The organism is Nocardia neocaledoniensis (genome assembly GCF_029868625.1).
In the GTDB taxonomy this organism is placed as follows: domain Bacteria; phylum Actinomycetota; class Actinomycetes; order Mycobacteriales; family Mycobacteriaceae; genus Nocardia; species Nocardia neocaledoniensis_A.
Map to the genome: position 1 here is coordinate 1 of NZ_JARWOJ010000177.1, position 23,433 is coordinate 23,433.

The window sequence follows — 23,433 nt, forward strand, 5'->3', positions numbered from 1 at the left end:
TGGGCGCGCGGGGTATTACGACGGGATCGGCGCGGCGCGCGACGTCATCCAGAACCATCTGCTGCAGCTGCTGGCGCTGTCGACCTGGCCGGGCAGTGCGGCCGCGGTCGACGCGCTCGCCTCCGCGGTCACCGATCCCGACGCCGACGTGCGGGCCTATGCCCGGCGCGGGGTGTCGGCCGCGGACCGCTCGGTCCTCGTCGAGGTCGACGGCTGAACGCTGCCGTCGCCGTGTCCGGTCGGCGCAGCGAAATTGGGCGGACAGGTCGATGCCCCACGGTTAGCCTCGATGTGAGGTGCACCACGACAGGACGGGGACTCTCGAGATGACCAGCAAGTTCACCGAACTCGCGATCGACTGCGCCGACCCGGGGGCACTGGCCCGCTTCTGGTGCGCGGTCCTGGGCTACGAGGTGCAGGAGGTCGACGGCGAGGAGTACGTCTCCATCGGCTCACCGCTCGTTCCCGAGGGCAAGAAGCGGCCGGGCCCGGTGCCCCCGACTCTGTCCTTCATTCGGGTGCCCGAGGGCAAGACGGTCAAGAACCGGCTCCATATCGACGTCAATCCCACCGATACCGACCAGGACACCGAGGTCGAGCGTCTGCTCGGGCTCGGCGCCCGGCGCGCCGACGTGGGCCAGGGCGAACAGACCTGGGTCGTGCTGGCCGACCCCGAGGGCAACGAGTTCTGCGTCCTGCGCGGCCGGTTCCCCTGATCCGGACCCCTCCGGGCCGCCCTACGGCGTCGGTAGGGTGGCTGGATGGGTGCGATTCCTGGCAGGTTGGTCCCGGTCTCCGACGATCTCGACGCGGTGACGACGCGCGGCCAGGAGGACGAGTCGCCCTCACCCGCCGTCGAGGCGCTGTGGGCTTCGGTGCGGGATTGGTACGCGATGGGGACCACCCCGGCGATCCAGGTCTGCCTGCGTCGCGCGGGCAAGGTGGTGTTGAACCGCGCGATCGGGCACGGGTGGGGGAACGCGCCGACCGATCCGGCCGACGCCGAGAAGGTGCTCGTGACACCACGGACCCCGTTCTGCGGGTTCTCCACCGCCAAGGGCGTGGCCGCCACGGTCATGACCATGCTCGCCGAGCAGGGCGCCTTCGCCCCGGCTGATCCTGTCTGCCGATACATCCCGGAGTTCGCGGCACACGGGAAGGACCGGATCACCATCGGTGACGTGCTGTCGCATTCGGCGGGGATCCCCTTCGTCACCGCGCCGCACTCCGGCACCGCCGCGGTCATGGACGAGGAACTCGCCGTGACCGTACTGGCCGAACTGGTGCCGAGCTGGCCGCCGGGCCGGTTCCGCGTCTACCACGCGTTGACCGGCGGCTTGATCCAGCGGCTGCTCGTCCAGCGGGCCACCGGGAAACGGATGCGCGAGCACCTGTCCGAACAGGTCCTCGAACCACTCGGTTTCCGGTGGACGAACTTCGGCGTAGACCCCGCCGACGTCGACACGGTGGTGCCCAGCGTCAAGACCGGCCCGCCGCCCTCCCGGCTGGCGGGCTTCCTGGCGCGCAAGGCACTCGGCGGCCGGATGGACAACGCGTCCAAGGCCGACAACGCCGCCTTCCTCACCGCGGAACTCCCCTCCGGCAATCTCGTCACCACGGCCGAGGAATTGTCCCGGTTCTACGAGATCCTCACGCGCGGAGGCGAACTCGACGGTGTGCGCATCCTGCGGCCGGACAGCCTGCGCGAGGCGATCCGCCCCGCCGCCCGGATGCCGGGCGCGGCGGGGCGGGTGAGCCGGGCGGGATTCGAGCTCGGCGGCCGGCGCTCGAAGTTCGGCCGCCACACCGAGTTCCATTTCGGCCGGAGCGGATTGACCACCCAGTACGGCTGGGCCGATCCCGCCCGCGGGCTCGCCGGCGCCATCCTCACCAGCGGCAAAGCCACCACGGACACCGACCGCCCCACGCGACTGGTCGCCCAGGCCTCGGCGCTGTTCCCCCGGCTCGATCCCGTGCCGGACTGGTTGCTCGGCTGACTCCGCCCATCACTGGAAATTTCCCGCCGCACGCCGGACGATCGCGGTGAAAGCCCGTGCCGCGGCGGAGTGGTATGCCGTGTCACGTCGCAGCAGTTCCACGGTCCGGCTCGGCAGCGCGGGATCGAGGGCGACCGGCAGCAGGTCGGGGTGCGCGTGGGCGATCGCGTCGGGCAGGACGGTGGTGAGCGTGCCGCGGCGGGTGCATTCGACGAGCGCGTTGATGGAATTCGCCTCGATCGCCGTGCGCGGCGCGATACCGGAGGCGGCGAGATGGTCGTCGATGTGGTTCCGGGTGGCGAAGTCCCGGCTCAGCAGCGCCAGCGGCTGCACGGCCAGCTCCCGGATCGAGACCGGGGCCGACCGCGTAGCCAGCGCGTGCGCCGACCCGACCACCAGGCTCAGGTTCTCGGTGAACAGCGCGTCGGCGCCGATCCCGGGCGCGTGAGCGCCGCTGAACGCGATGCCGAGGTCGAGCGCGTCGGCCAGCAGGTCCTCCTCGATCCGGTCCTGAGTGGCCTCGGTGACCGTCACCGTCACCTCCGGGTGCGCGCGATGAAACTCGTGCAGCAGCGGACCGATGAGATAGGCGGTGATGGTGGGAGTGGTCGCCACCCGCAGATGTCCCCGGCTCAGGTCCTGGACGTCGTGGACGGCCCGCTCCCCCGCCTCGAGGTCACGCAGCGCGGCGCGGGCGTGCCGCGCGTACGCCGCACCCGCGTCGGTGAGCCGGACGACCCGCCCGGAGCGGTCGAGCAGTTGCACGCCGAGGAGCCGTTCGAGCTGCTTGACCTGCTGCGACAGCGTCGGCTGCGAGATGTGCAGCGCCTCGGCCGCCCGGGTGAAGTTGCCGTGGTCGGCGACGGCGAGCAGGTACCGGACATGACGCAGCTCCATCCCGTCATGATAGGTGCCGACTATCGAGTGACGGGCAATACCGCTTTCGTGGCTATTCGACCGGTTCGACGACGACCACGGTCCCCGAAGGCGCGTCGAGGAGTTCCAGCGTGCGCGCCGCCGCAGAATCGACATGGATCCGTGGATGTTCCGGTGGCGTCGTCTCGTAATAGGTTCCGGGACCGTAGAACTGGCCGTAGCGCAGCACCACACCGCCCGCGTCGAGCACCGCGGACTCGTGGGCCGCGATCACGGCACCGCGACCCGCGGGCGGTTCCCACGCGATGCTCTGCGCGAGAAAGCGTGTCGCGCCCGCGGCCGCCGCGGCGGCGAGCAGATTCGCGGTGCCCTCGCTGCGGATGCGCGCGTTCGCCTCGGCGGAGGTGGCCAGCATGTCCACATCGTCGGGCAGATCGGTGAGCTGATGCATGACCAGCTCGGGCGCGAACCCGACGACCGCCGCGGTGAGTCCGGCCGCGTCGTAGACGTCGAGCACGACCGGCCGCACTCCGGCGGCCCGCAGCGCGGCCGCCTTGTTCGCCGAGCGGGTCAGCCCGGCCACCTCGTGACCGGCGGCGACCAGCAAGGGCACCAACCGTGTTCCGATGACGCCCGTGGCGCCGGCGAGGAAGATACGCACACTTCGACCCTAGTCCGGGAACGGCGCTACGGGACCGGGGGTCAGGCCCCGATCACGGCGTTCATGATCGTGCCCGCGCTCGTCGCCACGGCACCGCCCGCCATGGCACTGGCGATCATCTTCGGCGACTGCAGGCCGCCGCCGCTCCACTTCTCCCAGGCGAAGCGGCCGCCGCCATAGGTGATGGCGGTGACGCCCGACAGCAGGATCATCCAGGTGAAGTACCGGCCCAACTGCAGGATCTTGTCCGCCATCGGCGGGGCTTCCGGCGTGGGGTTGCCGACCTGGGCGAGAACGGCACTGTCCAGCACAGCCAGGATCATGCTCACGATCGTTGCTCCTTCGTCGGATGTTCACGGTGAAGCCGATGTCGAGAACTCGTGACGCGGTAGAACCCCAGATCTATTGAACATTCAACCTCAGGCCGCTTCGATGGCGTGGACGACACTCCGGCGAAACCATGACCGCCGTCACAGCCGTCGAGCCGTGCCCTCCTCGCGCCGTGCCCCTACGATCGACAGGGCGGGGCATGTTCACCACACGGCGCGACGAGGCGCTGACCACCACCTTCATCGCTCATCTACCGTACCGCGAGGAGGGCAGCATGGCTTTGCTGATTCTGTTGATCGTCGCGATTCCGCTGGTGACCGCGGCCGCGGTCGTGGCATCCTACGCGACCGTTTCCCTGACCTATTGGTTTGAATACCGTCGGATCAGTCAGGACCGGAACAACCCTCAACCCGCACGCTGATCCACCCCCGCAGCACGATGCCCCGGTACCGACGCGGTACCGGGGCATCGCCGTCTCCGGCTCAGACCGGGGCGACCGCAGGCTCGGCGAGCAGCTCGCCGACCCAGGGCAGCAGCGCGGAACGCACGTCGATCGGGCGCGGCAGCAGGCCGTTGGCGACCAGCAGATCGGCGGCACGCTGCTGCTCGTCGAGGAACTCCGCGCTCACGGGGTGCACGCCGAACGGGCGTCCGCGCAGCGCGGCCTCCCAGGCATCCAGGTCGGCGGGTACGCCGCGCGAGCGCGCGTCGTCGACGAAGTACTGGGCGGCCGCCCGCGGATTCGCCGTGATCCAGGCATCCGATTCGCGCAGCGCCGTCAGCACCGCTGCGACGGCGGACCGGTCGCCCTCGGCGAGGTCGCGGCGGGTGAACCACAGCGACGGATGGCTGAACACCGCGGCGGTGTCGACCAGCGTCGTGAGCGCGGTGGCGGCCTCGACCTCGCGCAGGCCGGGATAGGTGCCGACCCAGGCGTCGAGCTCCCCGGCCAGCAGCGCCGCCCCGCCGCCGTGCACGTCGACGTCGATCGGCTCGATGTCGGCCCAGGTCAGGCCCACCCGGTCGAGGGCGAACAGCAACAGTGTGGTCTGCCACGAGCCGTGCGCGATGCCGACCCGCTTGCCGGCCAGGTCCGCCGCGGAGGTGATGCCGCTGCTCGCGGTGGCGACGAGTCGGCCGTTCTCCACACGCGGGCCCGAGATGCCGAGGTAGACGATGTCACGCTGATTCGCCAGGGCGGTCAGGGGCGGGGTGAAGCCGGTGCCGATGATGTCGTAGCCGCCCTCGGTGAACAGCCAGTCCGAATGTTCGCCGGGCAGACCGGTCTTCGGGTCGACGCGGGCGGCCTGCGGCAGGGCGCGCAGATCGACCCATTCCACGTCGGGCAGCAGCCGCTCGAGCACACCGCGGTGGCGCAGGACGAACAGCGAGTTGTTGTGGGGGAAGTAGCCGACCCGCAGGCTCATCGCGCGTCTCCGATCAGGCCGAGGCGGCGGGCCTGCTCGGCCAGGCCGCTGCGACCCCACTGCACGGCGAGGTTGGACGGATCGAATTCGACCGAGCCACCGAGGCTTTCGGCGATGGCCTGGTATTGCGCACCCTCCTCGAGCAGGACCACGAACTTCGCCAGTTCCAGCAGGCCCGCGCGGCCGATCACGTTGGCACCGCCGTTCGCCTCGAAGATCGCGACCAGATGCGGATCGCGCTCGAGCCGGTCCAGGATGAACTCGCCCGCGCCGATGGTGCGGTCGATGTGCGGCGGAATCTCGCGCGAGAGCGTCAGCCGCTGGGAGGCGGCGTAGCGGATCGGCAGGGTGCGGTGGGTCTGCGCCCAGCCACCCAGCCACGGGGTGTGGATGTGCACGACGGAGGTGATCTCCGGGTGCGCGCGGAAGACCTTCGCGTAGCCGGTGACGAAGCCGGCGGATCCGGTGCCGGACAGCACTTCCCCGTCGAAGGTGGCGACGACGGGCGCCACACGCTGGTCGTCGGCCCACGGCCCGGGTGCGTTGAGGGCGACGGCGATCTCTTCGCCCGGCACCCGCTCGACGAAGTTGACGGTGCCGTTGCCGGTGACGGTACCGGTCTCGCGGAAGACCCGGAACGCGGTCTCGGCGTCACGGGTCACCGCGTCGACGAAGGCCGTGACGGCTTCCGGCACACGGGTTTCGGTGGTGGTCATCGGGGTGTCTCCTGCGTTATCGGGCCGTCGCGAGGACGGTCTCGGTGGACGGGGTGGTGAGCCTGGAGCGGCCGAGCAGCGGCAGAACTTCCTCGCCGACCCGGTACGCCTCCTCCAGGTGCGGGTTGCCCGCGAGGATGAAGGCGTCCACGCCCAGCGCGATCAGTTCGTCGAGGCGTTGCGCCACCTGCTCGTAGCTGCCGACGAGACCGAAGGCGGGGCCGCCGCGGATGAGGCTGAAGCCGCACCAGACGTTGGGCTGGACTTCCAGATCGCGGTAGCCGGTGATGGTTTCGGGCACCCATCCCGCGATGCGCGCGGCGCCGACCGAGTCGCCCTGCGCGGCCCGGTCGGCGGCCGCGCGGTCGACGAAGGCCCAGCCCTTCTCGATCTCGGCCCAGGCCGCCTCCTCGGTGTGCCGGGCGACGATGTCGATGCGGACGGCGAACTTCGGTGTGCGCCCGAGCTTGTCGGCGTCGGCACGAACTCCGTCGAACTTGGCGCGCAGGTCGGCGAAGGGCTCGAGCCAGGACAGGTAGTAGTCGGCGTGGCGGCCCGCGGCGGCCACGGCGGCGCCGGAGGAGCCCGAGAAGAAGACCTCGGGGAACGGCTGACCAGCCAGGCCCGGCGGCAGCGCGGCGCCGTCGGTGCGGAAGAAGCGGCCGTCGTGGTCGAACGGCTCGCCGTCCCAGACGCCGCGCAGCACGTCGAGGAACTCGCTGGTGCGGGCGTAGCGGTCGTCGTGGGAAACCTTGTCGCCCCACCACAATTGGGCGGGCCCGCCGCCTCCGCTGATGATGTTGTAGACGAGGCGGCCGCCGGTGGCCCGCTGCAGGCTGGCCGACATCCTGGCCGCCTGCACCGGGTGCAGGAAGCCGGGCTGGAAGGCCACCATGAAGCGGTAGGTGGTGGTCTCGGCGGCCAGCGCGGCGGCGACGGCCCACGGGTCGTCGGTCACCGGGAACGAGGGCAGCAGGCCGCCGAGGAAGCCGGCCGATTCGGTGGCCTTGGCTACGGCGGCCACGTGGTCGAGATAGCTGTACTCGTCCAGCGCCCCGCCGCGGATGGCCGGGGCGATATTGCCCGGCTCGTAGCCGCCCGCGCTGCCGCGGTTGTAGCGGCGCGGCGTGCGCAGGGAGGCGTGGTCGCCCTCCATACCGATGCGCCAGTAGACGTCGATGGTCATGCGGTGATCTCCTGCGCGGTGGTGCGGGTGCGGCCGGTGGGGTCGACGCGGAACAGCAGATGCTCGCCCGCGCGGTGGATCTCCTCGATGTTCGGATGGCCGGCGAGCACGAAGGTCCGCACGCCCGCGAGTTCGTAGGCCGCGAGCCGGCGGGCGACCTGCTCGTAGCTGCCGACCAGGCCGATCGGCCGGTCGTAGCCGAGCGCGTCGAAGCCCGCCCAGCGGCCGTCGCCGAGTGCGTGCTCGGCCGCCGAGCCGGGTCGGCCCGATTCCGCCCACTGCCGGTGCACCCTGGCCCAGGCCTCGTCCTCGGTCTCCCTGGCGACGATCGGCAACTCCAGCGCGACACCCACCGTGCGGCCCGCCGCGTCGGCCCGCTCCCCCAGTTCCGCGACGGCGCCGGCGATTCCGTCGCGTTCTTCGCCGAAGACGTGGACGTCGCCGTGGGTGGCCGACAGGTCCAACGCCGCGGCCGAGGTTCCGCTGAGGTGGACCGCTGGGAACGGCAGCCCGGACAGGATGCCGCGGAATCCGCCGTCGACGACGTCGTAGTACCGGCCCGAGTACTCGAACCCGGTGCCCGCGAATCCGGCCGCGGCGACCTCGGTCTCGTTCCAGACGCCACGGGCGACGGTGAGGAATTCCGCCGCGCGCCGGTAGCGCTCGTCGCCGCCGACGTGGTCACCGCGGGCGCGGGTCTCGGCCGCGTCGGTGTCCACCGCGAGCCGCCAGCGCAGCCGTCCCCGAGCGTGCCGCTGCAGGGTGGCCGACATCTTGGCCGCGTACACCGGAGTGCCGAAGGCGGGCTGGAATTCGACGGTGACATGCGCGTAGCGGGTGGCGCGCAGGGCGGCGGCCGCGACGATCCAGGATTCCTCACCCAGCGGGTCGTAGGGCGCGAGGACGCCGTCGAAGCCGGTGAGTTCGGCGGCGTCGACGATCTGGGCCAGGTCGTCGAAGGGACCGAAGCGGCCGGGGCGTACGTCGGTGGCCACGGTGCGCGGTGGCGGTGGGCCGAAGCCGCCGCGGCCGCGCAGGGCGGGCCGGGCGCGGCGGCCGTCGCCGCGGCTCGGCAGTCTCCAGACGAATTCGCTCATGCGGGCACCCGCTCGGCGGCGACGAGTTCGCGCGCCCGCGCCAACGGCTCGGGGGCGACCCAGGATTCGAGGTCGAAGTCGGCGGCCAGGAAGCCGTGCGCGTAGAGGAACTGCTTCTGCGTGCCGAGCAGTTCCACCCGGTCGGCGGCGAGCGACGGGTGCAGGCCGCGATGGAACTCGGCACCGTAGGCGGCGACGACACCCTCGGGGCCCGACAGCGTTTCGCGCTGCAGGACGGCGCGGACCCCGTCGAGGTCACCGGCCGCCCAGTCGGCGGCCCGCAAGCTCTGGGCGAGGAAGCCGATCACGACCTCGGGCCGGGATTCGAGCAGGTCCGCGTGCACGGTGATCGGGCGCGGGGTGCCGTTGTTGACCCGCAGGCGCTCGGTCGCCGAGGCGTCCAGGTCGACCGCGACGCGCAGCCCGTTCGCCGTCGCCACCTCCGCCGCGCGGGCGCCCTTGACGTAGATGGCGTCGACCCGGCCCGCGAGCAATTCCTCGACACCCCACGTGGTCGACCGGCTCGACGACTGGATCGCGGTGCGCACCTGGGGATCCCGCTCGACATCGAGTTCGACGATCCGCACGTCGGCCAGCGTGAGCCCGGCCGGGCGCAACGCGTTGGCGAAACCGTGCAGGGCCATCGCCCGGGGGAAGCTGCGGGCCCTGTCCTGGGCCCACGCCGGAACGCCGACCCGCAGCCCGGCCAGTCCGGCGGCGCCGCGCACGGGCGAATCCGGCCCCACCAGGATCGCCTGTGCCTCGTCGATCCAGGTGAGACCGATCAACCGGGTCGGCGACCCCTGGGCGCGCGCCGCCAGCGCGGGCACATTGCCGCCCTCGCGGATCAGCCCGGGCAGCTCGTGCAGGAAGTGGTGGCCGGCCAGTTCGGGACCCGCGTCCTGCAGGACGCCGAATTCCAGGCCAGCGTCCGCCGCGGTCGCGCCGAGCCAGCCGAGGCTGTGCGCGAGGCCGCTCGCGGTCGGCACCGGGCAGCGGGTGTACCACAGGGTTTCGGTCATGACGTGCTCCTTGATTCTGGTCCGACGCCGAGGTGGGCGAGGAATCGCGTGCGGTAGCGCAGGGTTTCGGTGGCCGCGTGATCACGCGGGTGCGGTAGGTCGATCACGTCGTCGACGGCGAAGCGGCCGTGGTCGAGGATGATCACCCGGTCGGCCAGCCGGATCGCCTCGTCGACATCGTGGGTGACCATGAGCACGGCGGGCCGGTGCCGGGCGACGAGATCGCCGACCAGGTCCTGCATCCGCAGCCGGGTGAGGGCGTCCAGCGCCGCGAACGGCTCGTCGAGCAGCAGCAGTTCCGGTTCCCGGACCAGCGCCCTGGCCAGCGCGGCGCGCTGGGCCTCGCCACCGGACAGGGTGGCGGGCCACTGCCCGGCCTTGCCGTCGAGGTGTACCTCGCGCAGGGCGCGCAGGCCGGCCTCGCGCTGGGTCCGGCCGCGGCGCAGACCGACGAGCACATTGGCCAGCACCCGCTTGGACGGGATGAGCCGGGGCTCCTGGTAGACGGTGGTGCGGCGGGCGGGCACCAGCACCTCGCCCGCGTCGGGCGTCTCCAGCCCGGTGAGCAGGCGCAGCAGCGTGGTCTTGCCGGTGCCGCTCGGACCGAGCAGGACGACGAACTCGCCGCGCCGGATGGTCAGGTCGATGCCGTCGAGGACGGTCTTGGTCCCGAAGGTCTTGCGCAGCCCCGTGATCGAGACCGCGACCGGTTCGCGCCGGTCCGCGGTGGGGGTGACGGGTGCGGCTGTGGTCGTGGTCATCGGATCGCCACCTGAGCGCGCCAGGGCATCGCGTAGCGTTCCGCGAGCCGTACGAGTGCGTCGAACACCAGACCGAGCAGCGCGTAGAGCACCACGCACAGCACCATGTAGTCGGTGCGGTTGTATTCCTGGGCCAGCGTCACCAGATAGCCGACGCCCTGCTGGGTGCCCACCTGCTCGGCCGCGATCAGGCCGGTGATGCTGATCGACAGGCACACCCGCAACGCCATCAGGATGCCGGGTAGCGCCGCGGGCACGATCACCTCGACCACGAGCCGGGTGCCGGTGAGGCCGAATCCGCGGGCGGCCTCGACCATCTTGCGGTCGACATTGCGGACGCCGAGGTAGGTGTAGGCGTACATCGGGGCGGTGGTCGCCACGGCGATCAGCAGCACCTTGTAGAGCTCGTCGATGCCGAACCAGGAGATGAACAGCGGCACCAGCGCGAGGAAGGGCACAGCGCGCACGATCTGCATCGTCGAGTCGACCAGTTCCTCGCCCAGGCTGGACAGGCCCGACAGCAGCCCGAACACCAGGCCTACGCCGACGCCGAGCGCGACGCCCGCGGCGGCCCTGCCGAACGAGGCCAGGGCGAAGTCGAGCAGCTGGCCGCTCTCGGCCAGCTCCAGCAGGGCCGACCAGACCGCGGCGGGCCCGGCGAGCACGCGCGGGGACAGGGCACCGGTCGCCGACCCCACCCACCAGGCGAGGACGAGGGCCGCGGGCAGGGCGGCGCGCAGCGCGAGGGAGAGCCATCGCGGGCGCCGCCTGGGCACACTGGCCCGTGGCGCGGCGAGTTCGAGCGTGGTCATGTCACTTGTCCTTCAGCGCGGCCAGTTGCTCCGGGCTGAGCTCGGCGCGCAGGTCGTAGAAGATGTCGGCGGCGGTGATCCGGCGGCTGATGACGCCGTTGTCGGCGAAGGTGTTCACGACATCGGCGAGATCGGCCGCGTCGGACTCGACGGGCAGGCGCGGCACGGACACCTCGGCGCCGACACGCAGTGCGTCGGCGAGCCGATCCCCGGTCAGCGCGCGCGGCCCGGTCTTCTCGAAGACGTTCTCGAAATCGGCGGGCGCGGCCTTCTGCTTCGCCGTGAGGTCGCGCAGCACTTCCAGATACTTCGCGGCGACATCGGGGCGCTGTTCGAGTACCTCGGTGCGGAACACGACGACGGTGTTGTCGGTGGAGCCGATCGATTTCTCGGTGGCGATCTCGCGCCCTCCCGCGGCCTTGGCCTCCTGGTAGGGCACCAGGAACGACGCCCACGCATCGACCTTGCCGGTGGCGAAGGCCGAGGCCGCGTCCTTCTGCTGGAGCGGGACCCTGGTCACCTTGTCGGCGGGAATCCCGGCCTGCGCCAGCGCTTTCAGCGTGATGTATTCGCCCTTGCCCGCCGGGTTCACCGCGATCCGTTTGCCGACGAGTCCGGCCACCGAGGTCACGCCCGACTCGGGGCCGACGATGATGCCGCTCTGGTCCTGCCCGGCCGGGTCGGCCACGGCGACGATCTTCACCCCGACGTCCTTGGACAGCGCACCGACCACCGGGCTGAACGCAGCGCCGGAGACATCGAGTTCCCCGGTGTTGAACAGCTTCAGCATGGAGCTGAAACCCGGTGTGGTGGTGACCCATCGGACCTTGGCGCCCAGCGGGGCCAGTGCGGCGTCGAAGGTGCCGTCGCGCTTGCCGACGGCGAGCGGTCCGGAGTTGCCCGGATCGGCGATCTCGAGCACGAAGGACGCCTCGGCGGCGTTCTCGGGTGTGGAACCGGAGCCACACGCCGCGACGAGGGCGACGACGGGGGCGATCGCGAGCGCGATTCGCGTGAAGGCCGGCAGCCTGCGGGACATCGGGGCTCCTGTTCGGGGATCAGCGGGTGATGCCTTGGCAGCGTAGAAGCGGCGATGGCGCCGAACGAGGGATGCCATTCCGCAGATTGGAAAGCTTGACAGGCGTCGATCCTGCGCTTTATGGCGTGTTTCCCGAACTACCACGCCCACCCTTTCCGAATAGCGGAATGACCGACAGGGTTGCGGCGAACCGCTGTGTTACCGTCGGGTTCGTGGAGAACACCAGCGTGCAGACCGTGACGCGAGCCCTGTCGGTCCTCGACTGCTTCCGCGGCGGTGAGGAGCGGGGTGTCTCGGAGGTCGCGCGGGCGCAGGGGCTCGCCGTGAGCACCACCCATCGTCTGCTCGGCGCGCTCGTGCAGGCGGGGTTCCTGGAGAAGGACGCCGCGTCGAGCCGCTACCGGATGGGCGGCGCCCTCGCCGAATACGGCCAGATCGCCTATCGCCAGCACAAGATCTATCTCGCCGAGCCCGCGCTCGAGCAGCTCGCGGCGACCACCGGCGCCACCGGCTCGGTGGCGACCCGGCACGGCATCCACGCCGTCCTGCTCGGCACCAGCCGCTGGCGCGAGACCGACGGCCACGAACTGCAGGGCGTGCGGCTCCCGCTGCACGCCAGTGCGCTGGGCAAGGCGCTGCTCGCCTGGTCCGAGGTGAGCGACGACGAATTGCGTTCGCTCCCTTACGAAGAGGGCACCGAACGATCGGTGTCGAGCGCCGAGGAACTGCGGGCCGAACTCGTCGCCACGCGCGCACGCGGCTACGCGTTCAACGACCGCGAACTGGATCCCGGCTTCCGCACCATCGGCCTGCCCATCCTCGATCCGCGGGGGCACTGCCGCTTCGCCCTCGGCCTGCGCGGACCGGTGACGCTGATGATCGACGAGCGGGTGCCGTTCTTCGTCGAACTGGCGAAGGTGACCGCGGCCGAGATCGCCGCGACCTTCGCCGCCGCGGAGTGAGCGGCCCCGATCCCGTCACACCTCCCCCGTTCCGCCCCCGACGCCGGTCACCGACCGTTAGCGTCGCAATCATTAGCTGAGGTAAGGGAAGGAGTGGGATGGCGATCGATACCGCGCGCTCGACCGTCGGACTGCGCTCCGAACGCGGGGCGATTCTCGGGGCCCTGATGATGTCGACCAGTCTGGTGGCGCTGGACTCGACGATCATCGCTACCGGGGTCCTCACCATCACCACCGATCTCGGTGGGTTCGCGCTGTTCCCGTGGCTGTTCTCGATCTATCTGCTCACCCAGGCCGTGACCGTGCCGATCTACGGGAAGGTCGCCGACACCGTCGGGCGCAAGCCGGTGATCCTGTTCGGGATCGCGGTGTTCGCGCTCGGCTCACTGCTGTGCGGGCTGGCGACGAACATGGTGGCGCTCATCGTGTTCCGGGCGATCCAGGGTATCGGCGCCGGCGCCGTGCAGCCGATGACGATGGTGATCGCCAGCGACATCTACACGCTGCCGGAGCGGGCGAAGGTGCAGGGGTATCTGGCCGGGGTGTGGGCGGGATCGGCGGTGCTCGGGCCGTTGCTCGGCGGCGCGTTCGCGGATTTCGCGAGCTGGCGGTGGATCTTCCTGGTCAATCTCCCGCTGGCGGGCATCGCGGGATTCATGTTGCTGCGCAAGTTCACCGAGACCGCGCCACGCGGACCACGTCAGCGGGTCGACTATCTCGGGGCCACACTGCTCACCCTCGGCGCCGGTGCGGTGATTCTCGCGCTGCTCGAGGGCGGCCAGGCCTGGGCATGGGGATCGCCGGTGAGCGTCGGCCTCTTCGCCGGCAGCGCGATCGTGCTGGTGACCTTCGGATTCGTGGAGCGCGGGGCGGTGAATCCGATTCTGCCGCTGTGGATCTTCACCCGGCGCGTCGTGGTGGCGGCCAGCGCGGTGTCACTGCTGATCGGTGCGATCGTGCTCGGTCTCACCTCGTATGTGCCGACCTTCGCGCAGGGCGTGCTCGGCACCAGCGCCACGATCGCCGGGCTCACCGTCGGCGCGCTCACCATCGGCTGGCCGATCACCGCCTCGCAGGCGGGCACGCTGTACCTGCGGATCGGCTTCCGGGCCACGGCGCTGATCGGCGGCGCGATCGCGCTGCTCGGGTGTGCGGCCCTGGTGCCGATCGGCGTGGGGTCGAGCCCGTGGCAGATCGCGGGCACCTGCTTCGTGATCGGCGCCGGCATGGGCCTGATCGCCAACCCGACCCTGATCGCCGCCCAGACCAGCGCGGCGTGGTCGGAGCGCGGCGTGGTCACCTCCGCGACCATGTTCGCTCGGTCCATCGGCAGCGCGGTCGGCGTGGCGGTGTTCGGCGCGATCGTCAACTCCCAGGTCGACGCCGTCGACCGGCCCGACCCCACCGAGCTCGCGCACGCCGTCCACCTGGTGTTCGTCACCCTGCTGGCCATGGCCGTCCTGCTGTTCGCGGCGGCGGCGACGATGCCGGGCGCGAGGCAACCCGCCGGGCCGGCAGACACCGCGGGCTGACACGAAACCTGCTGCCGAGCAATCGGTTTCCGCGCCGACCGCCGAGCGAACCCTGCCCGGCCGCCGGTCACTTCCGGCGAGACCACGACTGCGCCACGTGCGCGCCCACAGCGGTATCGTCGGACTGTGCGGGGAAACGGGGATTCGGCGGACCGGGAGCGCTGGGCGCGGCGGGCGACATCGTTCGGGGCGCAGGCGGCCACCTACGCCGAGCACCGGCCGGACTACGCGGCCGCGGCCATCCGGTGGGCACTCGAACCGATCCGCGCCATCGAGGTCCCCACCGTGCTCGATCTGGGGGCGGGCACCGGCAAGCTGACCGCCGGGCTGCGCGCGCTCGGCGCCGAGGCCGTCGCCGTGGAGCCCGATGCCGCGATGCGCGCCGAGTTCGTCCGCCGATGCCCGTCGGTGCCGGCGCTCGCGGGCACCGCGGAAGCGATTCCGCTGCCGGACGACGCGGTCGACGCGGTCGTCGCGGGACAGGCGTTCCACTGGTTCGACCAGGCGCGCGCGTTCCCCGAGATCGCGCGCGTACTGCGACCCCACGGGGTGTTCGCCGCGTTCTGGAACATCGAGGACGGCGGGGTCGAGTGGGTCGCGGGGTTGCAGCGGGTGGCGCGTTCGGAGGCTTCGATGCCGCCGCCGCCCGCGGACGAACCGCTTCCCGGCCATCCGCTGTTCACCGCCTTCGAGAAGACCGAGTTCGCGCACGCACAGCGGCGCACCGCGGCTTCGCTGGTGGAGACCATCGGGACGCACTCGCACACCGTGGTGATCCCCGCCGACGAGCGGGCCGCGCTGCTCGGCCGGATCGGGGACTACCTGCGCACCCGGCCGGAAACCGCCACGGGTGAGTTCGACTATCCGCTGCGCACCGAGGTGATCCGGGCGGTGCTGGGGTAACGGTCAGAGCAGCGTGAGACCGGCCTGGGTCGCGAGCACCGCGGCCTGCACCCGGGACTGCACGCCCAGTTTGGTCAGCACCCGGGAGACATGGGTTTTCACCGTGGCCTCACCGATGCGCAGGTAGGTCCCGATCTGGTGGTTGGACAGGCCCGCGCCCACCCCGGCGAGCACCTGACGCTCGCGCTCGGTCAGGGCCGACAAGTCGGGTGGCTCCGCGACCGTCGGCCGGGGCAGAGCGGCGATCACCGCGCGGGTCACCTTCGGGTCGAGGACCGCGTCGCCCCCGGCCACCGCGAGCACGGCACGCACCAGCTCGTCGCCGCCGACGGACTTGAGCAGGAAGCCGCTCGCGCCCGCCGCGAGCGCGCCGAGAACGTAGTCGTCGATGGCGAAGGTGGTGAGTACCAGTACCTTCGCGGTCGTCTCGGCGATCACCGCCGCGGTGGCCTCTAGACCGTCGACGCGCGGCATGCGCACGTCCATCAGGACCACATCGGGCTGGAGCGCGCGGGCCTGGCGCAGGGCCGCGAGCCCGTCGGCCGCCTCCCCGATCACCCTGACCTGCCCGGAGGACTCGAGCAGCATGGTGATGCCTGCCCGGATCGTGGCGTGATCGTCGGCCACCACCACCGTCACCGTCATCGCTGCACCAGCGGAATCCTGGCCCGCACCCGCCAGCGGCCGTCCGCACGGCCCGCGGTGAGGGTTCCCTCCACCGACTCGGCGCGAAACATCATGTTACGCACTCCGTTTCCCTCTCCTTCCGTGGTGCCTGGCGTGATCGGATTCGTCGCGGTCACCACCACCCGGTCGCCGTCCCGACGGACGTCGATGTCCAGGGGCGCGCCCGGCGCGTGCTTGGTGGCGTTGGCGATGGTCTCACCGAGGATGCGGGTGATCACGGCCTCGACGGTGGTGGGCAGCGGCAGATCGGCTTCGCGGCGCAGAGTCACCGTGCCGCCCGCCGCGTGCGCCGCGTCGATCAGCCCGTCGAGGGAGGACAGCCGAGCGGTGACGGTGGTGTCGTCGGGGGCGGTCAGCAGGTCGATCGTCGCGCGCATCTCGTCGAGGGCGGCCAGGCTGCCCGAGCGGATCGAGCGCAGGACCGCGAGGTTGCCCGGATCCTTCTGCGCCACTTCCGCGAGGATCGCGACGGCGGACAGGTGCCCGGCGACCGTGTCGTGCAGGTCCCTGGCCAGCCGTCGGCGCTCCTCGCCGAGGGCGGCGGCACGCTCGGCGTCGCGCGCGGCGAGATCGGCCCTGGCCGCGCGTCGTTCGACGTCGACGGCGCGGTGGGAGGCCCGGACCGCACGCGCGTAGCCGAGCGGTGACCAGGTGAGCGCGATCCCGATCAGGCCGACATACAGGCCCGCCCGCACGCCGCCGAGGGCCAGCGCCACCATCGCGCCGAGCACCGGAACCAGCAGCGCGAACCAGCTGACCAGGGTGCCGAGCCGGTCCGAGCCGGTGCTGACGGCCAGGAAGATCACATCGGTCAGCGCGATCCACAGCGGCAGCGACGGGCTGAACCCGAAATCGAGGGCCAGCAGGGCGATCATCAGCGCGAAGGCGAGCCCCGGCCGGAACTGCGCGCTGATCTGGATCGCGAACGCCGCGCACAGCAACGCCAGTTTCAGCGCCGCGGGATAGGTGTCGCGGTCGGCGACGATCGCCCAGCCGCCGGCGGCCCACAGCAGCAGGCCGACCAGGAAGACGCCGACCGCGGCCGCGGTCGAGCTGTCGGCGACGACCGCGAGCCTGCTCGGGGACAGGCGGGACGGCAGCGGCATAGCTTCATTCCAGCACACCGGGTCCGGCCGCCGGGTCCCCCGAAGGACGGACGGCGTGGGGTCCCCCAGCGGGACGACCGCGCCGCGGTGTGCCACGCAGAGTAGAGGAATGGACGAACTGAACAACCCCGTGCTGCTGACGATCGCCGCGTGCGAGGTCGGTTTCTGGGTGCTGGTGGTGGGCGGTCTGCTGCTGCGCTACGTCGCACGGCTGCGGCGAGCGGGCATGGTCACCCTGGCACTGGTGCCGGTGCTGGACGTGGTCCTGGTGATCGCGGTCGCGATCGACCTGCACCGCGGCGGCGAGGTGGGATTCGCGCACCGGCTGGCCGGGATCTATCTGGGCTGCACGGTGATGTTCGGGCACCGGATGATCCAGTGGCTCGACGAGCGCTTCGCCTACCGTTTCGCGGGTGGGCCCGCGCCGGTGCCGGTCCCGAAGTACGGGCCGGAACGCACCCGCAAGGAGTGGGCCGACTTCCTGCGCTGGCTCGGCGCGGCCGCCATCGCGGGCGCGCTCACCCTCGCCCTCGGCTACACGGTGGCCGATGCCGAGCAGCGCGAACAGCTCTCGGGCGTGTTCGGCACCCTCGGGGTGATCACCGTGATCTGGTTGCTCACCGGGCCCGTGTGGGTCACCGGTTCCCGGCGGTCCTGACCCGGCGCACCAGGACCTCGAGGCGATCGCACGACCGCCCCGACGTCCGGCGGCGGTCAGCTCGCGCGTTCCGCCAGGCCGCGCACCACGTCGACCACCTCGCCGGGCGCGAACTCCACCACCCGGCGGACCCGGGAGTTGGCGACCGGCGCGAGATCGACGACGATCGGCGCTCCGGCACCGGCCTGCGTGATCGCGGTGATCCGGTCCTGCAGGAAGCCGCCGTCGGGCACGGCGACGCGGATCACGTCGCCCACCGTCAGCGCCTCGGCCCGCACCGGGCCGCCCGGCGGTTCCGCGGGGTCGAAGACTCCGCAGCGGGTGGGCCCGGTGGTGGCGCCGAGGCCGCGTTCGGCGATGGTCCACCACACCGACGCCGCCGGGGAATCCGCGCCGACGCGGGCGTGCCAGGCCAGCACCCGGTCGCGTTCGCTCTCGGCGGCGGCCCTGGTCTCGTGCAGGGAGACCTGGCGGCGGACCGGCGCGTGGCGGGACCGCGTGGTGCCCGCGGCGCCGTCGATGACGAGGATCCAGCGGGCGCCCACCGCGTCGTCGCGGCGGGCCGCCACGCGTTTGGCCAGGGCGAGTCCCGGGGTGGCGCCGAGCCGCTCGGCCGCCTCCTCGATGCTCTCGACCAGGCCGAGCGCGCGTAGCAGCTCGGCGACCGACAGCTCGGAGGTGCCCAGTTCCTGGGCGAGCGCCGTCATCGGCGTGCGGCGGCGCCAGCCGATCCGGGCGCAGTGTTCGTGGCGGGTGAACCACAGTCCGCTGCGGGAGCGCCGATGGTGCTCGACCACCACCGCCCACCAGTCCCATTCCGGTTCGGCGACCAGGCGCCGCCGGATCCAGTGTTCGCGCTCGGCGGTGGGCACCCGCTCCTCCGGTGGCACGAAATTGCGCAGGGCGGCGCGCACCGCGGATTCGGTGCGCCCCACCGTCCGCGCCGTGCGCGCCAGGTCGGCCCCGGCGCGCAGGTCGTCGGCCAGCACCCGGTATTCCGATTCGCGCCAGGTGGTGCCATGCCTGCTCGGTGGCTGCAGTTCGCCACGGTCGTCGTCACTCATCCCCGTGCCCCCGTTCTCGCACCGCCCGGCCACACTCGCCGCCGGGCTCGTTGTGTGACCCTTCGACGATACCGGTGGGGTATGACAGAAAACGCTTGTCTGCCAGCGGCTTTCCAGCAAACGGGGGGCCGGCTCAGGCGGTGTGCGACGCGCCGCGGCGGCCGAAGGCGTAGTAGCCCGCGCACACCAGCGCCGCCCACACCGCGCCGACCAGCAACGCGGTCCGGCCGCCCTCGGTCCACAGCAGCAACACCACGACCAGGCCGAGGAAACCCAGTGCCGCCCAGGTGGTCACGGGCGCGCCGGGCAGCCGGTAGTCGCTGGCGGGCAGCTCACCTGCCCTGACCTTGGCGCGATATTTGAGGTGGCACACCAGGATCACGCTCCACACCACGATGATGCCGACCGTGCTCACCGAGGTGATGTAGGCGAAGGCCTTGTCCGGGGACACCACATTCACCACGACGCCGATCACCATCGCCGCCGCCGAGGCGCAGATACCGGTGAAGGGCACCGACTGCTTGCTCAGGGCCGCGAACTTCGCGGGCGCCTCGTCGCGCAGGGCGAGGCTGCGCAGCATCCGCCCGGTGGAGTAGATGCCGGAGTTGCACGAGGACAACGCCGCGGTGAGCAGCACGAAGTTGATGATGCCCGCGGCCGCCGGGATGCCGATCTGCTCGAACACCTCCACGAAGGGGCTGCGGCCCGCGTGGAAACTGCGCCAGCTGGCCACCGACATGATCACCACCAGCGCGCCGACATAGAACAGACCGATCCGGAACGGCAGGGTGTTGATGGCCTTGCGCAGGGTGGTCTTCGGGTCGCGTGCCTCGCCCGCGGTCACGCCGACCAGTTCCACACCCACGTAGGCGAACACCACGATCTGCAGCACCAGCAGTGTCTGGCCGAAGCCGTGCGGGAACACGCCGCCGTCGGCCCACAGGTTGGTCACCGTCGGGTCCGCGGCGTGCCCGAAACCGAACACCAGCACGCCGATGCCGATCATGATCATCGCCAGGATCGCGGTCACCTTGATCGCCGAGAACCAGAACTCGCCCTCACCGAAGATCCGCACCGAGATCAGGTTCGCCGCGAACAGCACGGCCAGCACCACCAGCGCGGTCACCCACTCCGGGATGTCGAACCAGTACTTCACGTACTTGCCCGCCACGGTGATCTCGGCCATGCAGGTGGAGACCCACACCGCCCAGTACGACCAGCCGGTCGCGAATCCGGCGAAACGCCCGAGGAATTCGTGCGCGTACTCCGCGAAACTGCCCGACACCGGCCGGTAGGTGAGCAGCTCCCCCAGCGCGCGCATGATCACGAAGATCGCCAGACCCGCGGCCAGATAGGCCAGGATCAGCGAGGGTCCGGCCTGTTCGATCGCCGCGCCGGCGCCGTAGAAGAGGCCGGTGCCGATCGCACCGCCGATGGCGATCATCTGGATGGTGCGCGGGCTCAGCCCGCGTGCGTACCCCTCCGAGTCGGCCGCCGGGGCGGGCGCCGAGACGGCTTCGGTGGTGAGGCCGGGGCCGTCAGCTGACATGGATGGTGTCCTTCCTTCGCATCGATCAGTCCTGCACGCTACCGCCTGGCAATCGTGGCTCCGGTCACCAGCACCACCGGCCGGAAATACCGGCAGCTCGGCGCGGGTTGGTTGCGGTGGGGACGTTCACTGTCGAGGAGGCTCATGAGCACGGTCACGCTGTCGGTTCTGGATCTCGCGCCGGTCCAGGCGGACGCGACCGCCGGGGACGCGCTGCACGCGACCACGCGCCTGGCCCGGCATGCCGAGGAACTGGGCTTTCGCCGTTTCTGGGTCGCCGAACACCACAACATGCCCGGCATCGCCAGCGCCGCGCCCGCGGTGGTGCTGGCGCACCTGGCCGCCTCGACCTCGCGGATCCGGGTGGGTTCGGGTGGCGTGATGCTGCCGAACCATCCGCCACTGGTGGTCGCCGAACAGTTCGGCACCCTCGAATCCCTGCATCCCGGCCGCATCGATCTCGGCATCGGTCGTGCGCCCGGCACCGATCCGGTGACCGCGCGAGCGCTGCGCCGCAACGCCGACGGCCTCGGCGGCGAGGAGTTCCCCCGTGAGCTCACCGCCCTGATCGGCTTCTTCCGTGGTGCCGATCCGCACGGGATCGTCGCCAGCCCCGGTCGCGACGCCGAGCCGCAGGTGTGGCTGCTCGGCTCGAGCGGCTACAGCGCGCAAGTCGCGGCGGTCCTCGGGCTGCCCTTCGCCTTCGCCCATCACATCGCCCCGGACAACACCACCGCCGCGCTGGCGCTCTACCGGGACAACTTCCGGCCCTCCGAGACCCTGCGTGAGCCGTACACGATCGTCGCAGCGTCGGCGATCTGCGCCGACACCGACGAGGCCGCCGATCGGTTGGCCGCGCCCCGCGATCTCGCCTTCGCCCAGCTGCGCTCGGGCAGGCCGCAGGCGCTGGCCACCCCGGAGCAGGCCGCGGCGTTCCCCGGCAGTGAGGCCGAGCGCCGCTTCGCCGCGCAGCGCAAGGCCGGTCAGCTCCAGGGCTCGCCCGAGACGGTGCGCGCGCAGGCCGCGCAGCTGCTCGCCGAGACCGCTCCCGACGAACTCATGCTCAACACCCTCGTCTACGACATCGACGCCCGCATCCGGTCTCTCGAACTGACCCGCAAGGCGATCAACGGCTGAGCCCGCTCGAGCGGGGAACGGCCCGCCGATACGATGGACGCGGGAAACCGGCGGGAGTGGGAGTATGCGATGGCCAAGGTGTTCGACCGGATCGACGACAAACTCCGGGCCTTCCTGGCCGAACAGCCGATGTTCTTCGTCGGCACCGCGCCGTCGGCGGGCGGCCATGTCAACGTCTCGCCCAAGGGATATCGCGACACCTTCGCGGTGATCGACGACCACACCGTCGCCTACCTCGACCTGTTCGGCAGCGGCGTGGAGACGATCGCGCACCTGCGTGACAACGGCCGGATCACCGTCATGTTCTGCTCGTTCACCCGCCCGGCCCGTATCGTGCGCCTGTTCGGCACCGGCCGGATGGTGCGTCCCGACTCGGCCGAATTCGCCGCGCTGCGTGACCGTTTCGGCACCGAGCATCCCGGAATCCGTGCGATCGTGTCGATTTCGGTGGACCGGATCGCCGACTCGTGCGGCTGGTCGGTGCCCGCCCTCGAGTTCGTCGAGGAGCGCGCCGTCCTCGACGAGGCGCACGCCCGCCGCACCGACGCGGACTTCGCCCGCCGGATCACGGGCGACAACTCCGCCAGCATCGACGGCCTGCCTGCCCTCGAGCCCGATCATCCGCTGCCCTCGCAGGTTTCGCGCGAGCGCCCGCCCGACGCCGTGGACAGCTAAAGTGCGGCGGTGCCCACCGGATCCGCCAGCTCGTTGCTCGACCGTCTCCTCGCCACCCAACCCGCGCCCGCCTGGTGGCTGGTGCTCGTCACCGCCGCGGCCGCGCTGATCCTGGTCGGATACCGGCCGCTGTGGCGGCTCACCAGGGCGGCGGTGACCGTGGTCCACGAGGGCGGGCACGCGCTGGTCGCCCTGCTCACCGGCCGCAGGCTGCACGCGATCACCCTGCACACCGACACCTCCGGGCTCACCGTGTCCAGCGGTAAGCCGACCGGTCTCGGCATGATCCTGACCGCCGCGGCCGGCTATCCCGCACCCGCGGCGCTCGGCCTCGGCTACGCGGCGCTGCTCGGCTCGGGCCGGGTGACGCTGATGCTCTGGGCGACACTGCTGATGCTGGCGGCGGTCCTGATCAAGGTGCGCAACATCTACGGCCTGCTCACCGTCGCCGTGCTCGGCGCGCTCGTCTTCGGCGTCTCGTGGTTCGGCACCGACCAGCTGCAGGGGGCGTTCGCGTATCTGGCGGCCTGGTTCCTGCTGGCCGCGGCGGTGCGGCCGGTGATCGAGCTGCAACGCGGCAGGCGCAGGCAGCCGGGCCGCACCGACTCCGACGCCGACCAGCTGGCGCGGCTCACCCATCTGCCCGCGCTGTTGTGGGTGCTGTTCTTCGCCGTGCTGTGCCTGGCCGCGCTGGTCGTCGGCGGTGGCCTGCTGCTCGCGCCGGTCGAACAGCTGCACCCGCTGCTTCAGCGGTGAGCGGCGCGCCAGGCCTCGATCGCCTCGGTGACCAGGATGTTCGGCGGGGCCAGGGCGTTGAGACTGACCCCGGCCTCGTCGGCTTCCAGCGGCTCGAGGGTGTCGAGCTGGGAGTCGAGCAGGATCGTCGGCATGAAGTGGCCGAGCCTGCCGGTCATCCGGCGCAGCAGCTCTTCCCTGGTCGCGGCCAGGTGCACGAAATAGGTGTGCGGGGCACCGGCGCGTAGGCGGTCGCGGTAGGAGCGGCGCAAGGCCGAGCACGACGCGACACCACCGGTGCCCTCGTGCTCGCCGAGCCAGGTCGCGACGGTGTCGAGCCAGGGCCAGCGGTCCTCGTCGGTGAGCGGGATCCCCGCCGCCATCTTCTCGATGTTCTCGACGGGGTGGAAATCGTCGCCCTCGGCGTAGGGCACCTCGAGCCGCTGCGCGGTGAGCGCGCCGACCGTCGTCTTCCCGCACCCGGACACGCCCATCACCACG

26 protein-coding genes and 1 pseudogene are annotated in these 23,433 nt (G+C 71.4%); 11 read left to right on the plus strand and 16 right to left on the minus strand.

Translation table 11 applies throughout. The features are described from left to right. From QH270_RS34525 to QH270_RS12565, 3 genes and pseudogenes are all read left to right on the plus strand, one after another. Nucleotides 1–217 (plus strand): annotated as a pseudogene (locus QH270_RS34525) (hypothetical protein); the annotation flags it as partial. Between the two features lie 109 nt (nt 218–326). Next, complete coding sequence (locus QH270_RS12560) at nt 327–716, plus strand: VOC family protein (protein WP_280341201.1); 390 nt, start codon at nt 327–329, stop codon at nt 714–716. Nucleotides 717–761: 45 nt separating this feature from the next. Continuing rightward, complete coding sequence (locus tag QH270_RS12565) at nt 762–1,997, plus strand: serine hydrolase (protein ID WP_280341204.1); 1,236 nt, start codon at nt 762–764, stop codon at nt 1,995–1,997. Between the two features lie 9 nt (nt 1,998–2,006). On the opposite strand, the gene cynR is transcribed toward QH270_RS12565, so the two are convergent. The 3 genes from cynR to QH270_RS12580 are packed head-to-tail and all read right to left on the minus strand — an operon-like array spanning nt 2,007 to nt 3,857. Beyond that, a complete protein-coding gene (gene cynR, locus QH270_RS12570; RefSeq protein ID WP_280341209.1) occupies nt 2,007–2,894 on the minus strand; it encodes a transcriptional regulator CynR in 888 nt (295 codons plus the stop codon). A 52-nt stretch (nt 2,895–2,946) separates the two neighbouring features. Further along, complete coding sequence (locus QH270_RS12575) at nt 2,947–3,534, minus strand: NAD-dependent epimerase/dehydratase family protein (protein WP_280341212.1); 588 nt, start codon at nt 3,532–3,534, stop codon at nt 2,947–2,949. Between the two features lie 41 nt (nt 3,535–3,575). Continuing rightward, entirely contained in the window at nt 3,576–3,857 is a 282-nt protein-coding gene (locus tag QH270_RS12580; protein WP_110038598.1) for a hypothetical protein, read from the minus strand. A 206-nt stretch (nt 3,858–4,063) separates the two neighbouring features. Here QH270_RS12580 and QH270_RS12585 point away from each other — a divergent pair, with 206 nt between their 5' ends. Beyond that, entirely contained in the window at nt 4,064–4,285 is a 222-nt protein-coding gene (locus QH270_RS12585; RefSeq protein WP_280341214.1) for a hypothetical protein, read from the plus strand. 61 nt (nt 4,286–4,346) lie between these two features. Here QH270_RS12585 and QH270_RS12590 read toward each other — a convergent pair whose 3' ends face one another. The 8 genes from QH270_RS12590 to QH270_RS12625 are packed head-to-tail and all read right to left on the minus strand — an operon-like array spanning nt 4,347 to nt 11,924. Further along, nucleotides 4,347–5,291, minus strand: a complete 945-nt coding sequence (locus QH270_RS12590; RefSeq protein ID WP_280341216.1) for an ABC transporter substrate-binding protein — start codon at nt 5,289–5,291, stop codon at nt 4,347–4,349. After that, the gene (locus QH270_RS12595; RefSeq protein WP_280341218.1) at nt 5,288–6,007 is read right to left on the minus strand and encodes a class II aldolase/adducin family protein; all 720 of its coding nucleotides are present in this window, start codon (nt 6,005–6,007) and stop codon (nt 5,288–5,290) included. Before QH270_RS12595 ends, QH270_RS12590 begins: the two co-directional genes overlap by 4 nt. Nucleotides 6,008–6,023: 16 nt before the next feature. Further along, nucleotides 6,024–7,193: an LLM class flavin-dependent oxidoreductase gene (locus QH270_RS12600; RefSeq protein ID WP_280341220.1), complete on the minus strand. Its 1,170-nt coding sequence runs from the start codon at nt 7,191–7,193 to the stop codon at nt 6,024–6,026. After that, nucleotides 7,190–8,290, minus strand: a complete 1,101-nt coding sequence (locus QH270_RS12605; protein WP_280341223.1) for an LLM class flavin-dependent oxidoreductase — start codon at nt 8,288–8,290, stop codon at nt 7,190–7,192. Before QH270_RS12605 ends, QH270_RS12600 begins: the two co-directional genes overlap by 4 nt. Then, nucleotides 8,287–9,312 (minus strand): ABC transporter substrate-binding protein, encoded by a 1,026-nt coding sequence (locus tag QH270_RS12610; RefSeq protein ID WP_280341226.1) that lies wholly within the window; start codon nt 9,310–9,312, stop codon nt 8,287–8,289. Before QH270_RS12610 ends, QH270_RS12605 begins: the two co-directional genes overlap by 4 nt. After that, complete coding sequence (locus tag QH270_RS12615) at nt 9,309–10,073, minus strand: ABC transporter ATP-binding protein (RefSeq protein ID WP_280341229.1); 765 nt, start codon at nt 10,071–10,073, stop codon at nt 9,309–9,311. The genes QH270_RS12610 and QH270_RS12615 overlap by 4 nt, the downstream gene beginning before the upstream one ends. Next, nucleotides 10,070–10,885, minus strand: a complete 816-nt coding sequence (locus QH270_RS12620) for an ABC transporter permease (protein ID WP_280341232.1) — start codon at nt 10,883–10,885, stop codon at nt 10,070–10,072. Before QH270_RS12620 ends, QH270_RS12615 begins: the two co-directional genes overlap by 4 nt. 1 nt (nt 10,886) lies before the next feature. After that, entirely contained in the window at nt 10,887–11,924 is a 1,038-nt protein-coding gene (locus QH270_RS12625) for an NrtA/SsuA/CpmA family ABC transporter substrate-binding protein (protein ID WP_280341235.1), read from the minus strand. A 167-nt stretch (nt 11,925–12,091) separates the two neighbouring features. Between QH270_RS12625 and QH270_RS12630 the strand changes: the two genes are divergently transcribed. From QH270_RS12630 to QH270_RS12640, 3 genes are all read left to right on the plus strand, one after another. Then, nucleotides 12,092–12,886 (plus strand): IclR family transcriptional regulator, encoded by a 795-nt coding sequence (locus QH270_RS12630; protein ID WP_432420351.1) that lies wholly within the window; start codon nt 12,092–12,094, stop codon nt 12,884–12,886. 98 nt (nt 12,887–12,984) lie between these two features. Further along, nucleotides 12,985–14,418, plus strand: coding sequence for an MFS transporter (locus QH270_RS12635; RefSeq protein WP_280341239.1), 1,434 nt, complete (start codon nt 12,985–12,987; stop codon nt 14,416–14,418). A 126-nt stretch (nt 14,419–14,544) separates the two neighbouring features. Beyond that, on the plus strand, nt 14,545–15,321 hold the full coding sequence (locus QH270_RS12640) for a class I SAM-dependent methyltransferase (protein WP_280341242.1): 777 nt from the start codon (nt 14,545–14,547) through the stop codon (nt 15,319–15,321). Between the two features lie 3 nt (nt 15,322–15,324). Here QH270_RS12640 and QH270_RS12645 read toward each other — a convergent pair whose 3' ends face one another. Together QH270_RS12645 and QH270_RS12650 are read right to left on the minus strand one after the other, a co-directional pair. Then, nucleotides 15,325–15,966, minus strand: a complete 642-nt coding sequence (locus tag QH270_RS12645; protein WP_280341245.1) for a response regulator transcription factor — start codon at nt 15,964–15,966, stop codon at nt 15,325–15,327. Next, nucleotides 15,963–17,114, minus strand: coding sequence for a sensor histidine kinase (locus QH270_RS12650; protein WP_280341248.1), 1,152 nt, complete (start codon nt 17,112–17,114; stop codon nt 15,963–15,965). The genes QH270_RS12645 and QH270_RS12650 overlap by 4 nt, the downstream gene beginning before the upstream one ends. Nucleotides 17,115–17,223: 109 nt before the next feature. On the opposite strand from QH270_RS12650, the gene QH270_RS12655 reads away from it, so the two are divergent. Continuing rightward, nucleotides 17,224–17,772, plus strand: coding sequence for a hypothetical protein (locus QH270_RS12655; RefSeq protein ID WP_280341251.1), 549 nt, complete (start codon nt 17,224–17,226; stop codon nt 17,770–17,772). A 56-nt stretch (nt 17,773–17,828) separates the two neighbouring features. Here the strand turns inward: QH270_RS12655 and QH270_RS12660 are convergent, their stop codons facing one another. Then, a complete protein-coding gene (locus QH270_RS12660) occupies nt 17,829–18,836 on the minus strand; it encodes a hypothetical protein (protein ID WP_280341254.1) in 1,008 nt (335 codons plus the stop codon). Nucleotides 18,837–18,969: 133 nt separating this feature from the next. Then, nucleotides 18,970–20,385, minus strand: coding sequence for an amino acid permease (locus QH270_RS12665; protein ID WP_280341257.1), 1,416 nt, complete (start codon nt 20,383–20,385; stop codon nt 18,970–18,972). 144 nt (nt 20,386–20,529) lie between these two features. On the opposite strand from QH270_RS12665, the gene QH270_RS12670 reads away from it, so the two are divergent. The 3 genes from QH270_RS12670 (at nt 20,530) to QH270_RS12680 (ending at nt 22,953) form a co-directional block, all read left to right on the plus strand. Then, on the plus strand, nt 20,530–21,522 hold the full coding sequence (locus tag QH270_RS12670; RefSeq protein WP_280341260.1) for an LLM class flavin-dependent oxidoreductase: 993 nt from the start codon (nt 20,530–20,532) through the stop codon (nt 21,520–21,522). A gap of 69 nt (nt 21,523–21,591) precedes the next feature. Further along, nucleotides 21,592–22,197, plus strand: a complete 606-nt coding sequence (locus tag QH270_RS12675; protein WP_280341263.1) for a pyridoxamine 5'-phosphate oxidase family protein — start codon at nt 21,592–21,594, stop codon at nt 22,195–22,197. Between the two features lie 9 nt (nt 22,198–22,206). Continuing rightward, nucleotides 22,207–22,953, plus strand: a complete 747-nt coding sequence (locus QH270_RS12680) for a M50 family metallopeptidase (protein WP_280341265.1) — start codon at nt 22,207–22,209, stop codon at nt 22,951–22,953. On the opposite strand, the gene QH270_RS12685 is transcribed toward QH270_RS12680, so the two are convergent. Next, nucleotides 22,944–23,426, minus strand: coding sequence for a gluconokinase (locus tag QH270_RS12685; RefSeq protein ID WP_280341308.1), 483 nt, complete (start codon nt 23,424–23,426; stop codon nt 22,944–22,946). The genes QH270_RS12680 and QH270_RS12685 overlap by 10 nt on opposite strands. Nucleotides 23,427–23,433: the final 7 nt, after the last annotated feature.